12 protein-coding genes and 1 pseudogene are annotated in these 16,051 nt (G+C 63.2%); 10 read left to right on the forward strand and 3 right to left on the reverse strand.

Going from position 1 to position 16,051, the window contains the following annotated elements:
• Window positions 1-9: 9 nt before the first annotated feature.
• The 10 genes and pseudogenes from gmd to SY91_RS06625 all read left to right on the forward strand — a co-directional run bounded on the left by gmd (window position 10) and on the right by SY91_RS06625 (window position 12,609).
• Window positions 10-1,044, forward strand: coding sequence for a GDP-mannose 4,6-dehydratase (gene gmd / locus SY91_RS06585; protein ID WP_023475274.1), 1,035 nt, complete (start codon window positions 10-12; stop codon window positions 1,042-1,044).
• A 4-nt stretch (window positions 1,045-1,048) separates the two neighbouring features.
• Window positions 1,049-1,939 (forward strand): NAD-dependent epimerase/dehydratase family protein, encoded by an 891-nt coding sequence (locus SY91_RS06590; protein WP_011544753.1) that lies wholly within the window; start codon window positions 1,049-1,051, stop codon window positions 1,937-1,939.
• Complete coding sequence (locus SY91_RS06595; RefSeq protein ID WP_023475272.1) at window positions 1,936-2,073, forward strand: hypothetical protein; 138 nt, start codon at window positions 1,936-1,938, stop codon at window positions 2,071-2,073. The genes SY91_RS06590 and SY91_RS06595 overlap by 4 nt, the downstream gene beginning before the upstream one ends.
• Before the next feature lie 6 nt (window positions 2,074-2,079).
• On the forward strand, window positions 2,080-6,558 hold the full coding sequence (locus SY91_RS06600; protein ID WP_260632423.1) for an FkbM family methyltransferase: 4,479 nt from the start codon (window positions 2,080-2,082) through the stop codon (window positions 6,556-6,558).
• A complete protein-coding gene (locus SY91_RS34945; protein WP_260632424.1) occupies window positions 6,555-7,013 on the forward strand; it encodes a glycosyltransferase family 4 protein in 459 nt (152 codons plus the stop codon). Before SY91_RS06600 ends, SY91_RS34945 begins: the two co-directional genes overlap by 4 nt.
• Window positions 7,014-7,416: 403 nt before the next feature.
• Entirely contained in the window at window positions 7,417-7,911 is a 495-nt protein-coding gene (locus SY91_RS06605; protein ID WP_185921125.1) for a hypothetical protein, read from the forward strand.
• Window positions 7,883-8,727, forward strand: a pseudogene (locus tag SY91_RS06610) (glycosyltransferase family 2 protein). Before SY91_RS06605 ends, SY91_RS06610 begins: the two are co-directional and overlap by 29 nt.
• Window positions 8,724-9,689 (forward strand): UDP-glucose 4-epimerase family protein, encoded by a 966-nt coding sequence (locus tag SY91_RS06615; RefSeq protein ID WP_023475269.1) that lies wholly within the window; start codon window positions 8,724-8,726, stop codon window positions 9,687-9,689. Before SY91_RS06610 ends, SY91_RS06615 begins: the two are co-directional and overlap by 4 nt.
• A 7-nt stretch (window positions 9,690-9,696) precedes the next feature.
• Complete coding sequence (locus SY91_RS06620; RefSeq protein ID WP_023475268.1) at window positions 9,697-10,713, forward strand: MraY family glycosyltransferase; 1,017 nt, start codon at window positions 9,697-9,699, stop codon at window positions 10,711-10,713.
• A gap of 12 nt (window positions 10,714-10,725) precedes the next feature.
• The gene (locus tag SY91_RS06625) at window positions 10,726-12,609 is read left to right on the forward strand and encodes a polysaccharide biosynthesis protein (RefSeq protein WP_023475267.1); all 1,884 of its coding nucleotides are present in this window, start codon (window positions 10,726-10,728) and stop codon (window positions 12,607-12,609) included.
• 87 nt (window positions 12,610-12,696) lie between these two features.
• Here the strand turns inward: SY91_RS06625 and SY91_RS06630 are convergent, their stop codons facing one another.
• Genes SY91_RS06630 through SY91_RS06640 form a run of 3 tightly spaced genes read right to left on the reverse strand, consistent with a single transcriptional unit; the run spans window position 12,697 to window position 16,005 of the window.
• Window positions 12,697-13,803, reverse strand: coding sequence for an MraY family glycosyltransferase (locus SY91_RS06630; RefSeq protein ID WP_023475266.1), 1,107 nt, complete (start codon window positions 13,801-13,803; stop codon window positions 12,697-12,699).
• Window positions 13,804-13,830: 27 nt separating this feature from the next.
• Window positions 13,831-14,853 (reverse strand): UDP-glucose 4-epimerase GalE, encoded by a 1,023-nt coding sequence (gene galE / locus SY91_RS06635; protein ID WP_023475265.1) that lies wholly within the window; start codon window positions 14,851-14,853, stop codon window positions 13,831-13,833.
• Between the two features lie 15 nt (window positions 14,854-14,868).
• Entirely contained in the window at window positions 14,869-16,005 is a 1,137-nt protein-coding gene (locus SY91_RS06640; protein WP_023475264.1) for a glycosyltransferase family 4 protein, read from the reverse strand.
• Between the last annotated feature and the right edge of the window lie 46 nt (window positions 16,006-16,051).

Genomic DNA, 16,051 nt, shown 5'->3' on the forward strand with positions numbered 1-16,051 from the left:
GGAAAGAACATGACTGTTGCAATCATCACTGGCATTACCGGGCAAGACGGCGCGTATCTTGCGGAGCTGCTTCTCGAGAAGGGCTACACCGTCTACGGCACCTATCGGCGCACCAGCTCGGTGAACTTCTGGCGAATCGACGAGCTCGGCGTCAGCAATCATCCTAATCTTCACCTCGCCGAATACGACCTGACCGATCTTGGCGCAAGCATTCGCCTGCTTCAGACGACGCAAGCGACCGAGGTCTACAACCTGGCGGCCCAAAGTTTCGTCGGCGTGTCGTTCGATCAGCCGGCAACCACCGCCGAGATTACCGGTATCGGCGCGCTCAACCTGCTCGAGGCGATTCGCACGGTCAATCCTGCGATCCGCTTCTACCAGGCCAGCACGTCGGAAATGTTCGGCAAGGTACAGGCCGTACCGCAGGTTGAAAGCACGCCTTTCTATCCGCGCAGTCCGTACGGCGTCGCAAAGCTTTACGCGCACTGGATGACGATCAACTATCGCGAGAGCTACAACATCTTCGGCTGCAGCGGCATCCTGTTCAACCACGAATCGCCGCTGCGCGGGCGCGAATTCGTGACGCGGAAGATTACGGACAGTCTGGCGAAGATCCGTCTCGGCAAGCTCGACGTGCTGGAACTCGGCAACCTCGACGCCAAGCGTGACTGGGGCTATGCGAAGGAGTACGTCGAAGGCATGTGGCGCATGCTGCAGGCGGAACGCCCCGATACCTACGTGCTTGCGACGAACCGGACCGAGACGGTGCGGGATTTCGTGTCGATGGCAGCCCAGGCGGCAGGCATCGAACTCGCGTGGCAAGGTGCGGGCGAAAACGAGACGGGCGTCGATACCCGAACCGGCAAGGCCGTGGTCAAGGTCAGCCCGAAATTTTACCGGCCCGCCGAAGTCGATCTGCTCATCGGCAACCCCGAGAAGGCGAGCAAGGAACTCGGCTGGGTGCCGAAGACGACGCTCGAGCAGCTTTGCCAGATGATGGTCGAGGCGGACATTCGTCGCATCGAAGCAGGCTTCTCGTTCTAAGGCCATGGCAAAAGTTTTCGTCACGGGCCTGGACGGATTTACCGGCCGCTATATGGCGGAGGAGTTGATCCGCTCGGGGCACGAAGTTTGCGGGATCGTTCACAAGCCGGTTGCCGCTGCGCCGTGGCGAACGCACGTATGCGATCTGCTTGATACCGACGCGCTGGTTCGCGTGCTGTCCGACGAAAAACCGGATGCCGTCGTGCATCTGGCGGCCATTGCGTTCGTTCAGCACGGCGATGTCGGCGCGATCTATCAGACCAACGTGGTCGGGACGCGCAATCTGCTTGATGCGCTGACGCGCGCCGCATGTCAGCCGCGAGCCGTGTTGTTGGCAAGCAGTGCGAACGTCTATGGCAATTCCGATCGGGAAATCATCGACGAATCCACTGCGCCGGCGCCCGCAAACGATTACGCAATCAGCAAGCTGGCGATGGAAATGGTCGCGCGCATGTGGCAGGACAAACTTCCGATCGTCATCGTGCGGCCGTTCAATTACACGGGCGTCGGTCAGGACGAGCGATTCCTGCTGCCCAAGATCGTTCGACATTTCAGCGCGCGCGCAGAGCGCATCGAGTTGGGCAATCTGAATGTCGTGCGAGATTTCTCGGATGTGCGCATGGTGGTCGCCGCGTACCGGAAGTTGATCGAAGCCGACTTCGCAGGACGCACGTTCAACGTCTGCTCAGGTATCGGGTATTCGCTGCAGGACGTCTTGGCGACGGTGCAGGAACTATCCGGGCATGAACTCGAGGTGGCGGTGAATCCGCAGTTCGTGCGCGCGAACGAGGTCCACAAGCTCGTCGGAAATTGCCGGGCGCTTGAACACGCGATCGGTTCGACTCACGCGATACCGCTTCGCAATACGCTTGCATGGATGCTCGAACGTCCATGAGCGAACTGATCGTTGACGGCGTGTTCGGCGCGGCCGGCATGCACGGCACGGTCATGGCCAGAAATGCAGGAAATCGGGGCGGCGCCGATGTTTTCGTCGATGCCGACTCGAATTTTCATAGCTCAGGTAAGTGAAAATTTATGCCTCTTGTTTCCTACGCGCAAAATCTCGAAGACGTCATGCTGCATCGCGCGCTGCAGCATGTGATGGCCGGCTTTTACATCGATGTCGGCGCATGGTCTCCCGACGAGCATTCGGTGACTCGGGCATTCAGTGAGATGGGGTGGAGCGGCATCAATGTCGAACCCAATCCGGTCTACTTTGCCGAGCTCGAAAACCGGCGTCCTCGCGACATCAATCTCCGGGTCGCGGTGGGTGAAAACACGGGTACGAGCCGTATCCATTTGTTTCAAGACACCGGCTTGTCCACGCTTGACGGCAAGATCGCCGACGGACATGTCGCGGCCGGGTGGAGCGAGAACGTTCAGGATGTTGTCCTGACGACCCTCGACAACATCTGGCGAGAGCACGTCAGTGCAGGGCGAGAGGTGCATTTTCTGAAAGTCGATGTCGAAGGAGCCGAGCGCGCGGTGCTGGCCGGCAACGACTGGAAACGCAACCGACCGTGGATTGTTGTGGTGGAGGCAACGCTGCCGCTGACGCAGAAGGAATCCCATCACGAGTGGGAGAGCATCCTTCTGGACGCGAACTACGTCCATGTCTATTCGGATGGCCTCAACCGCTTCTATGTCGCCGGCGAGCGATCCGAGCTCATCGATGCGTTCAAGTATCCGCCCAACGTTTTTGACGATTTCGTGTCCGCGAGGACGGCTGAGTTGGCTGCGCAGGTCGAGAGCTTGTCCGCTCGGCTGGCGGACGCGGAGCAACGGGAGCGCGATGCCGTAGAGCTCGTGCGGCGGACGGAGGTGCAAAAAGTACTTGAAGAGCACGAGGCAAAGCACCAGGAGCTTGAACGCCTGAACAAGGAGTTGATGCGCCAGGTAGAGGTGATGGAAAGCCGGCGGGCGGAGGTGGAGCATGACCACAAGCGTCGCCACAAGGACGCGGAGAACCAGATCGCTGAATTGCGTTCGGCGCTGTCTGGCCGGGACGTGATGGCACAGCAAGCCAGTCACCGTGCCGAATTGGTCGAGCAGCAGTATCAGGCCGTTACGCAATCGATGTTCTGGCGCGCGACATCGCCGGCACGCCGGATCGGGGCGATGATGCCTCCCGCTGCGCGGGGGCGCGCACGTCAGGTAGCCAAGGCTGCATGGTGGCTGGCTACGCCGTGGCGGATGCCGGCGCGGCTCGAGTTCCTGCGGCAGCGGCGCGCAACCTTGCTTCGCGAGCAGCAAGCCGCGAGCGCTCAGGTCGAAGTCCTACAAGACGTCGGCGTTCCCGGTGCAGGGTCGTCGGGTCGGTATGCGGACTGGATTCGCACGGTCGAAACCCGGTCGAGCCCTGATGTCCGGATCAAGGTCGACGGGCCGCTCGTGAGCTTTTTGCTTGCCGATGTCGAATCGATCGAGAGCGTCTCGAGAACGGTCGGTTCGATTCGCGCGCAATCGTATCGAAACTGGGAAGCCATCGTTGTTCACTCTGGCTCCGATGCGGCGATACTGAAACTCGTCGAAGAGTGGACGAGCGCTGATTCGCGCGTGATTGCTGTTACCGCGCCTGGCGTGGCGACAGGGCGGCCGGCGAACCTTGCCATGGGCTTCGATCACGCCAAGGGCAAGTTCGTCGCGGTTCTCGATAGTGGGGATATTCTGGCGCCTGGTGCGCTGAGCGACGTTGTTTCCGTACTCGCGAAGTCGCCGCGGGCAGACATCGTCTACGGCGACGAGGACGTGCAGTCGGCGTCGCAAACCCGCGAGCGGCCGTATTTCAAACCATCCTGGTCACCTGATCTTCTCTACGCGTTCAACTATTTCGGACGGTTGACGTTGCTTCGCCGCGCGTTGGTGACGCTGGCGGGAGGGGTGGACATCACTGCCGCGACGGCCGTCGAATGGGATCTCAACCTGCGCGTCAGCGATCATGCGCAGAACATCATTCGTGTCCCGAAGGTACTATGCCATCGCAAGCCGGGGGCGAGCCAAGAGCGGCCTGCACCCGGCACGAATGAGGCCGGTGATCATCGCGCGGTCATTCAGCGATATTGGGAGCGTCACGGCGTCAGCAGCGCGGTGACCGTTGAAACCCAACCGAACGGCACCCAGCATGCCACCTGGCAGATCGAGCGGGCGCCGCTGGTTTCGATCGTCATTCCCACCAAGAACAAGCCGGAGCTGCTCCGGATGTGCCTGGAGGGCCTGCTGCATGCAACAGACTATCCGAACAAGGAAGTCGTCATCGTCGATACGGGATCGGATGATCCCGAGACGCTCGCATACTACGAGCAGCTGAAATCCGAACCGCAGGTTCGAATCGTTCATTTCCGGAACAAGTTCAATTATTCGGCCGCGTGCAACTTCGGTGCGGTGAGAGCGCGCGGCGAGTTTCTGCTGTTCCTGAACAACGACATCGAGATCATCAAGAGCGACTGGCTGCAGGAACTCGTCCGATTTGCGATGCGTCCAGGCGTAGGTGTCGTGGGTACGAAGCTGATCTATCCGTCGCTGGAGTTGCAGCATGCAGGCGTGTCGATCGGCATCCATCTCGCCGCATTGATGTACCGGAGCGGCGGTGGTATCGAATGGGATGTATTCGGCTCGCCGGATCATCCGCGAAACTGGCTTGCGATCATGGGCGCCTGCCAGATGGTGCGCAGGGATGCCTTCGAAGAGGTTGGCGGGTTTGACGAATCGTATCTGATCGCGATGAGCGACGTAGCGCTGTGCATGCGGATCTGGCGTGCCGGCTATCGTACGGCCTATACGCCGTATGCCTGTCTCGTGCATCACGAAGGGGCGACGAGAGGGAATAGCAATCCGGTCGAGGATATCCGGCGCCTGGCCGACGACATCCGTCATTTGGGCATTGACGAGGACCCGTATCTTCACCCCGAACTGGACGGGCAGTGCGCCATTCCGGCTCTGCGTTTGCAGGGAGGCGTCGGCGTTCGTGCGGAACTCGACCGACAGCTTCGAGAAACCGGTTCGCTTCCGTTGTCGGCGAGGGAGCTTCGTCTCGACGACGAAGGTATTTGCATGGAAGTCGCAGGATTGGCGCGAGACGAAGTTGTGTGGCCCCCGCAGCCGGTCCACAAGGTCTCCGATATCTGGAGCGCCGCGCGCTGGTGTCTGGATCTGTTGCGACGCCGGGCCGATCTTCGCGTGCGGTTTCCGCAGGCACTTTCGGCTGGACGTAACGGTGCGTTTGCACAGTGGCTGCTCACAGGCGGCGGGCGCGACCTCGGCCTGACGGAAGCCGGCGTCGCGGCGATCGGCCAATTGTTCGAACAGGATTTTGGTGCACCGGCACGGCAGATCTTCATGTTCCGCCAGGATGTCCGCGCACTCATGCCGCACGGGTTGACGCCAGCCGGGCAAGCGGATCTGTTCGAATGGTTCATCCAGCATGGGCGTGTCGAAGCGGACCTGCAACTCGAGCAAATCTGGTGGCTCTTCTGGCAAGCATCGGAAGCGCCGGCTCGTGAGCTCGTGGAAGCCTATCGCTTTACACCGGCATGGCAACGACTCCATCCGGACGGGTTGACGATTTTCGGACGTGCTGCATTTGCCGCCTGGTTTGCCGCAACATACCGGGTCCACGAGTCGTGGGGCGTGCCGGAAACCTGGCCGATCGACTTGTCGCCTGCCGAGCAGATTCGAACGGCATACAACGCCCGTGAAGACTGGCGTGATCGTTTCCCGTCGGTGTTGCGTAACGCGGCCGAGGCGCGTGCGCTGGTCGAATGGTTGCGAACGGACGAAGCCGCGTTGCCGCACGACGTCCGTTCGTGGTGCGAATCGCTGGAGATCGATACGGTGGCCGCTTCGCTGGCGAAGCCCGGCGTCAACGTGATCGCGCACTTCTGTTATCCGTCGGGTCTGCGCGTCTCGGCGGAGGCGTTGGTGAAGGGGATGCGCGAGATCGAGATGCAGACATCCTTGCGCGACATTCGTACCGATCAGAGAGATGATCCGCATCACGTCGATTTCTCCGGTACGGAAGATTTCGACGTTACGATCATTCACACGCAGCCGGAACCGTTCTTTGACGATGTATACGGGCGATCCGATTTGCTCGAGCGTGCGCAGCGAACCTACCGGATCGCATACTGGTACTGGGAATTCGATTCGATACCGGACAGCTGGCTCGAGCAAGCCGCACGTGTCGATGAGGTCTGGACTGCGACCGAGTTTGTTGCCAAGGGGTTGCGCGAACGGTTGACCATTCCGGTGAGGACGATTTTCCCGGGGGTGCAGCTTGGCCAGTATCAGCGTCGGGATCGAGCCTACTTCGGACTGGACGACGGCGAATATACGTTCCTGTTTACGTTCCACATGATGAGCATCATGGAGCGCAAAAACCCGATGGGGTTGATTCGGGCATTCAGCAAGGCATTCGGGCCGGACGACCCGGTCTGTCTGGTGCTGAAGACTTCATTCGGTGATCGTCATCCGGCCCAGATCAAGGAATTGCGGCTTGCGGCCGAGATGTCGGGGTGAAGATCAAGATCATCGATCAGGTGTATTCGCCGGACGAGGTACTGTCGCTCATGGATGCTTGCGACGCGTACGTGTCTTTGCATCGAAGCGAGGGATTGGGTCTCACGATGGCGGAAGCCATGCTGATGGGAAAGCCCGTCATTGCGACGAACTACTCGGGCAACGTGGACTTCATGGACGACAGCAACAGCCTTCTCGTACCTTACGATCTCGTGAAACTGGGGCGGCCAATTCCTCCAAACGACGCGAATCTCCACTGGGCGGAACCGTCGGTGGATGAGGCGGCGAAAGCGATGCGCAAGGTGTTCGAGAATCAGGAATGGGCGCGTGAGCTCGGCGCACGTGCGCGCGAGAGCGCGCGCGTCAATCTGTCGCTGACCACGGCCGGTCACCATGCGGCGGATCGTATCAATGAAATCCTCGGCGTAATGCCCGGGAAGCCCGGCAGTCGGTGACCGGTTGCCGCATAGTGGGGCGTCGATCCCGGTCGGGCATCGACGCCGTAACCTGATCCGAAGTTACGCGACGGCACGTCCGGACGGCGGCGCGTCCGGCAGTACTTCCGGTGAGCCGTCGTTTGAGGGTTCGCAACGACGCCGTGATCCGCTAACTTGTCGACGACAGCATTTCCGCGTTCAACGTACGCATGCCGACAACGTCCGATTCTCGCGTAGCAATCGCCGAGCGGGCTGCAGACGGCTCGGTTTCGGCTTCATCCGGCCAGTTGTGAGCGTCGGTACGATCGACGTTTGCCGTGTGCTGCCCGTCGGACAATACATCCCGCTTGTGTTCCGATACGCGGACTGAAGCGTTGAGCGTAGCGACTGCCGAGTTCACCGGGTTCGAACGGCAGTCGAGTTGGCATTCGTTTCTCAACAGGGGCGAGACGTCGGTGAGATAGGGACGCGCGCGCCGGACCGCATGGTCGAGCGTCGCATTATCGGACGGAAGCCTGTTCCGGATGGTCTCATCGAGCGCAGAGAACAGTTCTCGGATTTGCCGACGAGAGGCGCGAAGCGAGTCGAGATCCCGACGGGTAAACCTCGTATGGCGAAGACCGCAGCGAGGGTGGTATGGCGTGCTCCACAAGGCGGCGTGTGTCGACTGGTGCTCACCGACGACATCAAATGGCGTGCCGGAATTATCGGACAGCTTTTTATGCCGGCGACGACCGTGCTGACGTTAGAATTGCGCCGTTGGCACCGTGAAATGCATCGCAAGTTCGCCGGCCTGTCGAGCGAGGCTGCGGCGGCACCTGCGTTGCCGCAACCTGCCGGACTGTCTAACCTGCGCTTCATCTTGCAAGCGCATAGCCGAACTACGGATGAATGTAACAAGCCCGCAACCCAGTGATACCGAAGGATTGTCGGTTTCCATCGTCGTTTATCAGCCGGATATTGCTCAACTCGGCGAGACGCTGACTAGCTTGGGCGCAGCGTGCACGCGTCTGTGCACTGCCTCGTCGCCCGCTCCGGTCGAACTATTCCTGGTTGACAACGGCGGGCTGGGCGACGTTGCTGCATTGATTGATGATCTCGATACGAAAGGTATTACCACCCGGATTCTGTCGGGCCACGGCAACGTTGGCTACGGACGGGGGCACAATCTCGCGATCGAATCGTCGACACGCCCGTTTCATCTGATCTTGAATCCTGACATCGATCTCGACGCAGACGCGCTCGTTGCCGCCCGTGCGTTTCTCGGTTCGCGTCCCGACGTCGGCGCGCTCACACCATGGATCGGCGATGACACAGGCGGGCAGCAGTATCTCTGCCGCCGTTACCCGGCGGTGCTCGATCTGCTCGTGCGCGGCTTCCTGCCGGCGCGGTTTCGGGCAGCTTTTGCGAAGCGCCTCGCCCGCTACGAAATGCGCGACGTCATCAACGACCGCGAGGTCGTCTGGGATCCCCCCATCGTCAGCGGCTGCTTCATGCTGTTCCGCACCGAAGTCCTGAAGAAACTCGGCGGCTTCGATCCACGCTATTTCCTGTACTTCGAGGACTACGACCTGAGCCTGCGCACGCACGAGATCGCCCGCGTCGCGTACGTCCCGTCGGTGCGCGTCATCCATCACGGTGGGGGGCGTCGCGCAAGGGCTTCGCGCACATCCGCATGTTCGCCGCGTCGGCCTTCAAGTTCTACAACCGCTTTGGCTGGAGGCTCTGGTGAGTCACCTCGTCGTCACCGGCGCGAACGGCTTCGTCGGCCGCGCGGTCTGTCGTCGTGCGCTGGATGCCGGACATACGGTGACCGCGTTGGTACGACGTCCGGGCGGCTGCATCGAGGGCGTGCGCGAATGGGTGCACGACACCGCCGATTTCGCGGGTCTGGATGAAGCGTGGCCAACCGACCTGACCGCCGATTGCGTGATCCATCTCGCCGCGCGCGTGCACGTGATGCGCGACGAGTCCCCCGATCCCGACGCCGCGTTCGATGCCACCAACGTCGCCGGCACGCTGCGTCTCGCCGACGCCGCGCGCCATCACGGCGTGCGCCGCATCGTGTTCGCGAGCAGCATCAAGGCGGTCGGAGAGGGCGACGGCGGAATACCGCTGTCGGAAGCGTTCGAACCCGACCCGCAGGATGCATACGGCCGTTCGAAGCTGCGGGCGGAACGGCAGCTCGCGCAGTTCGGCGCATCCGTGGGGCTCGATGTCGTCGTCGTTCGTCCGCCGCTCGTCTATGGCCCCGCCGTCCGTGCCAACTTCCTGCGGATGATGGACGCGGTCGCGCGCGGGATGCCGTTGCCGCTCGGCGCGGTTTCGGCGCGCCGCAGCATCGTCTACGTCGACAATCTCGCCGACGCGCTGCTGCGTTGCGCAATCGACCCGCGAGCGGCCGGCGAATGCTTTCATGTCGCCGACGACGACGCCCCGACGGTCGCGGGCCTGCTTCGCCTCGTCGGCGACGCGCTCGGCAAGCCGGCGAGGCTGATCGCGGTGCCGCCGGCGCTGTTGCGTGTGCTCGGAAAGCTGACCGGTCGCAGTGCGGCTATCGACCGCCTGACGGGCAGTCTGCAACTCGATACCGGTCGGATCAAGCGGGTGCTCGACTGGCAGCCGCCCTATACGACCCGCCAGGGCCTCGAAGCGACCGCCGCATGGTATCGTTCGCGCGATACACGAAAATAAAAGCCACATGCTTCTCGCGAATCCCACCTGGCTCACCACGGCCGCGGTGGCCCTGGCCGCCGCATTCGCCTCGACGACGATTCTCCGCGTACTGCTCGCCACCGGGTGGGCCTGGCGCCTGGCCACCGACATTCCGAACGACCGTTCGCTCCATACGCTGCCGACACCGCGCGTCGGCGGATGGGGCATCGTGCCCGTCTGTGTCGTTGCGCTGCTGATGCTGGCGCCGCGGCTTTGGCTGATCGCGATCGCCGCCGCGGGACTCGCCGCGATGTCGCAGATCGACGACCGGCGCGGGCTGCCGGCCCGCGTGCGATTCTCCGCGCACCTCGCGGCAGTCGTCGCGCTGATCGTCGTCTTCCCGGTCGACGCACCGTGGTGGCTGCTCGCCGGCGTGGGTTTCGCGATGGTCTGGCTGACGAACCTGTACAACTTCATGGACGGCGCCGACGGTCTCGCGGGCGGCATGGCACTGTTTGGCTTCGGCGGATACGCGGTCGCGGCGCTCGGCGGCCCGCATACGTCGCCCGATCTCGCCGTGGCGGGCGCGGCAGTGGCCGGCGCGGCGCTCGGCTTTCTTCTGCTCAATTTCCATCCGGCGAGACTGTTTCTCGGCGACGCCGGCTCGATTCCGCTCGGCTTCCTGGCCGGCGCACTGGGCTATTGGGGCTGGCGTACCGATGTCTGGCCGATCTGGTTCCCCGCAATGGTATTCGCGCCCTTTATTGCAGACGCATCTGTAACACTTTTGAGACGTCTGTTACGCAGAGAAAAGTTCTGGCAGGCCCACCGCGAGCATTATTATCAAAGGATGGTCCGGTCGGGCGTCAGTCACGGCCGGACTGCCCTTTATTGGTACCTCATCATGCTCGCAGGCATAATTCTGGCCACGTGGGCAAAGGGTCGCCCCGAACTGCAGCAATGGCTGTCGTTGCTTGCGTGGTATGGCGTCCTGGCATGGTTCGGATGGTTGATCGACCTGCGTTGGCGCCGGTTTCAAGCGGCCGCCGAAAACAATTCTTGAGGTTTCCCGCCGATGTTGCGATCCAGAGCATCTTGGCTGTCCCTGAGTGCTTTCCTGTTCGACCTGACGGCGGTTGTCGCCGCATGGCTGTTCGCTTATCTCGTTCGTTTCAACGGCAGCATTCCGCATGATTTCCTGAGCGGCGCGCTGATGGCGCTGACGTGGGCACTGCCCGTCTATGCGCTGATGTTCCGCGGCTTCGGTCTGTATCGCGGGCTGTGGGTGTTTGCCAGCCTGCCCGACCTGATGCGCATCGCGAAGGCGGTGGCCGGCGGCGGCGTGATCGTGATGATCGGTGCCGTGATGTTCCAGCCGCAGCCGATCATTCCGCGCTCGGTGCTGCTCGTGTCGCCGTTGATGCTGTTCCTGGCAATGGGCGGCGCCCGCGCGCTGTATCGCGCGACGAAGGAGTACTACCTGTACGGCGGGCTCGTCGGCAAGGGCAAGCCGGTGCTGGTGCTCGGCGCCGGCACGGCCGGCGCGAGCCTCGCGCGCGAACTGTCGCGCTCCGGTGAATGGCGCTTGGTCGGCCTGCTCGACGACGACGTCACGAAACAGGGGCGCGAAATCTACGGCTACAAGGTGCTGGGCTCGTTCAACGACCTCAAGCACTGGACCGATGCGATGAAGGTCGAATACGCGATCATCGCGATTCCGTCGGCGTCGGTCGAAGCGCAGCGTCGCGTCGCGACCCTGTGCGTGCGGGCCGGCGTGAAGGCGATGGTGCTGCCGTCGCTGACCGCGCTGATGCCGGGGCAGGGCTTCCTGTCGCAGGTACGGAACATCGATCTCGAGGATCTGCTCGGCCGCGACGCGGTGACGATCGATACGCCGCACGTCGAAGCGCTGCTGCGCGGCCGCGTCGTGATGGTGACCGGCGCGGGCGGCTCGATCGGCTCCGAGTTGTGCCGGCAGATCCTGCGCTTCGCCCCTGCGCAGCTCGTTGCATTCGATCTCTCGGAATACGCGATGTACCGGCTGACCGAGGAATTGCGTGAGCGTTTTCCGGATCTGCCCGTGGTGCCGATCATCGGCGATGCGAAGGATTCGCTGCTGCTCGACCAGGTGATGTCGCGTCACGCGCCGCACATCGTGTTCCATGCGGCCGCCTACAAGCACGTGCCGTTGATGGAAGAGCACAACGCGTGGCAGGCGCTGCGCAACAACGTGCTCGGCACCTATCGCGTGGCGCGGGCGGCGATCCGCCACGACGTGCGTCACTTCGTGTTGATCTCGACCGACAAGGCGGTCAATCCGACCAACGTGATGGGCGCGAGCAAGCGTCTCGCGGAAATGGCCTGCCAGGCGTTGCAGCAGTCGAGCGGGCGTACGCAGTTCGAGACGGTGCGCTTCGGCAACGTGCTCGGCAGCGCGGGCAGCGTGATTCCGAAGTTTCAGCAGCAGATCGCGAAGGGCGGCCCGGTGACGGTCACGCACCCGGAAATCACGCGTTTCTTCATGACGATTCCGGAGGCGTCGCAGCTCGTGCTGCAGGCATCGAGCATGGGGCATGGCGGCGAAATCTTCATTCTCGACATGGGCGAGCCGGTGAAGATCGTCGATCTCGCGTGCGACCTGATCCGCCTGTACGGTTTTTCGGAAGAACAGATCCGCATCGAGTTCACCGGGCTGCGGCCGGGCGAGAAGCTCTACGAGGAGTTGCTCGCTGACGACGAAGCGACAACGCGCACGCCGCACCCGAAGCTGCGGATCGCACGTGCGCGCGAAGTGCCGGACAATTTCCTCGACGAACTGCTGCCGTGGCTGATGCAGCATCGCGTGCTGTCCGACGACGAGGTACGGCGCGATCTGCGGCGCTGGGTGCCGGAATACCAGACGGCCGTTGCCCCCGTGTTGCAGAGCGTGCCGTCGGTGCGCGTCGTATCGAACGGGTGATGCGGTCCCCGGCCGTGAACTGAGCGGCAAGAAGAGAAAAAGCGCCCTGCAGGGCGCTTTTTTTCGTCCAGAAACCGGTTACGCGGTTCAGCGGCCGGGCCGATGCTTCCTCACCACCATCCATCGTGGCGCCTTGAACCGCACGATGCTGAGATAAAGCCACACATAGGTCAGCGCGAACAGCACGACGAACACGAACAAATGCACGGTATGCCGCCAGAACAGCGTCGCCGGAATCACCGCGACGAGGCACAGCAGCCACAAATACGGCGACGTCAGCGAATTCCGCCGCGTCAGATCGTGCGCATGCTTCGTCCCGACGGCCCAGCGCATCAGCCGCTTGTACACGAGCATGTGCAGGTGCACGCCGTCCGGAATCCCCGGCGACATCCCACGGATGAACTTCTTCCGGTAGATCGAGAAGCAGGTCTCGAAGATCGGATACATGAACAGCAGCACCGGGTACCACGCGGATACCTCGCGGTTGCGCATCACGAGCATGATCGCGAGTTCCGCGAGCATGAAGCCGATGAAATACGCACCGCCGTCGCCGAGGAAGATCAGCCCGGCGGGGAAATTCCACAGGAAGAAGCCGAGCACCGCGCCCATCATGATGATCGACGCGGACATCACGACCGGGTCGTTGACGTGGAACGCGACATACGCGAGTGACGCGAACATCATGAAGCTGACCATCGACGCGAGCCCGTTGAAGCCGTCGATGATGTTGATCGCATTCGCGAGCGCCGCGACCGCGAGCACCGTGATGAACGCCGAGATGGCGACATACCCGAGCAGGAAATCGAGCGGCGGCACGCTGATGCGCTTGACCGCGATGCCCAGCAGCCAGAACGCCAGCGCGGCCGCGCCCATCGTGCAGAGCAGCCGTGCGCGCGGCGACACGCGCTTGGTCAGGTCTTCGACGAGGCCCGACAGGAACGCCGGCATCCCGCAGGCGACGATCCCCAGAATGCTGCCGGCGATCGTCGGATAGCGCCGCGATACGAGCAGCCCGGCCACGACGACCCCGGCGAGGATCCCGATGCCTCCCACCCGCGGCACCGGCCGCACGTGGAATTTCTGCACGCCGGCCAGGTCGCCGTCGATCGAGAATTTCTCGTGAAGGTGCGCGTAGCGCACGATGAACAGCGTGACGAGCAGGGAGACGATGAAGCCGGACGCGAAGCTGAGCATGGGACCGCTCGGAAAATGGACAGCGGATTATACAAAACCGCGCGGGTTCCCCTCCTGCCATCGCCAGTGGTCGGCACACATTTCCTCGATGCCGAGCGTCGCACGCCAGCCGATGATGTCGGCCGCGGCCTGCGGGTTCGCATAGCACTCCGCGATGTCGCCCGGGCGGCGCGCGACGAGTTCGTACGGCACCGGGCGGCCCGACGCCTTCTCGAACGCGCGCACGACTTCCAGCACGCTGTAGCCCTGGCCGGTGCCGAGGTTCACGACGAAGCTCGCGTCGCGCTTCGCGAGCGCGTCGAGCGCGGCGATGTGCCCCTTCGCGAGATCGACGACGTGAATGTAGTCGCGCACGCCGGTGCCGTCCGGCGTCGGGTAGTCGGAGCCGAACACGCGCAGCTTTTCGAGCTTGCCGACCGCGACCTGCGCGACGTACGGCATCAGGTTGTTCGGGATGCCGGCCGGGTCCTCGCCGATCAGCCCGCTCGTGTGCGCGCCGACCGGGTTGAAGTAGCGCAGCGTCGCGATGCGCCACGACGGGTCCGAGACTTCGAGATCGCGCAGGATCTGCTCGGCGATCAGCTTCGACTGGCCGTACGGGTTCGTCGCGGACAGCGGGAACGATTCGTCGATCGGCGAGCGTTCGGGCACGCCGTACACGGTCGCGGACGAGCTGAACACGAACTGCCTGACGTTGCGCTCGCGCATGACCTTCAGCACGGCGAGCAGCCCGCCGATGTTGTTCTGGTAGTACTCGAGCGGCTTCGCGACCGATTCGCCGACGGCCTTGAGCGCCGCGAAGTGAATCGTGCCGGTGATCGGATGCGCGTCGAATACCTTCGCGAGCGCGGCTTCGTCGCACACGTCGACCTGGTGGAACGCGGGCGTCTTGCCCGTGATCCGCTCGATCCGGCGCACCGATTCGGCCTTGCTGTTGACGAGGTTGTCGACGATCACGACGTCGTAGCCGTTGTCGAGCAGCTCGACGGTCGTGTGCGAGCCGATATAGCCGGCTCCGCCGGTGACGAGGATGGTGCCTTTAGCGGTCATTGCTGATGCGCTCCTTCAGAGTGTGAATCCTGTCAACGAATGGATGGTCTCCCTGTAGCGTTCGACGACCTGCTGTTCGTCGAATTCCGCCGCGACCTTGTGCCGGCCGCGTGCGCCCATCGCCGCACGGCCTTGCGGCCCGAGCGAGATCATGCGATTCAATTGTTCGGCAAGGCTCGCGCTGTCGCGCACACGGCACAGGTAACCTGTTTCGCCGTCGGCGACGACGTCGCGGCAGCCCGGCACGTCGGTCGCGACGATCGGGCGGCCCATCGCGGATGCCTCCATCAGCGTGCGCGGCACGCCTTCGCGGTACGACGGCAGCACGACGCAGTCGGCCGCCGCGATGTGCGGTCGCACGTCGTGCGCTTCGCCGAGATACTCGACGATGCCTTCGTCGACCCACGCGTCGACGTCCGCGCGACCGATCGCGCTCGGATTGTCGACGCCGAGCGGCCCGAGCAGCTGGAAGCGCGCATTCGGGAAGCGCTCGCGCACGAGACGCGCGGCCTCCACGTATTCGCGCACGCCCTTGTCCCACAGCAGTCGCCCGATCAGGATGAAGACGGGTGCGTCGCCGCCCGGCAGCGGCACGGGCGAGAACTGTTCGAGATCGACGCCTTCGCCGTGCAGCAGCCGCGCACGGTCGGGATGCGCGAGCAAGCGCTCGTCGGTGAAGGTCGCGAGATCGTCGCGGTTCAGGAACCACACCTCACGCGGGAAGCGGAACGCGAACCGGTACAGTCGCTTCGCGACGCTCGCCGCGCGGCTCTTCTGGATGAACACGTAGCCGAGGCCCGTCGTCACGGCGATCGACGGCACGCGCGCGAGCCACGCGGCCACCGAGCCGTAGATGTTCGGCTTGATCGTGTAATGGAACACGAGATCGGGCCGCAGCGCGCGGTAGTGACGCACCAGCGCGGCGAGCGTGCCGAGATCCTCGCGCGGGCTCGTGCCTTTGGATGCGACGGTAAGCGCCACGTAGCGACAGCCCATCTGCTCGAGCAACGGCACCGTGCGGTCGTGCGGCGCGATCACCACGACCTCGGCGCCGCGCGCGACGAGCGCACGGATCAGCCCGTGGCGATACGTATGGATCGCCCAGGCCGTGTTGCAGACGAGCGCGATGCGCAGCGGGGAGGTGGCGGACATGAAAAAAAGAAAAAATAAAGCGTCGAAATGGGCGAACGGGGCCGGG

The organism is Burkholderia cenocepacia, from assembly GCF_014211915.1.
Taxonomy (GTDB): Bacteria; Pseudomonadota; Gammaproteobacteria; order Burkholderiales; family Burkholderiaceae; genus Burkholderia; species Burkholderia orbicola.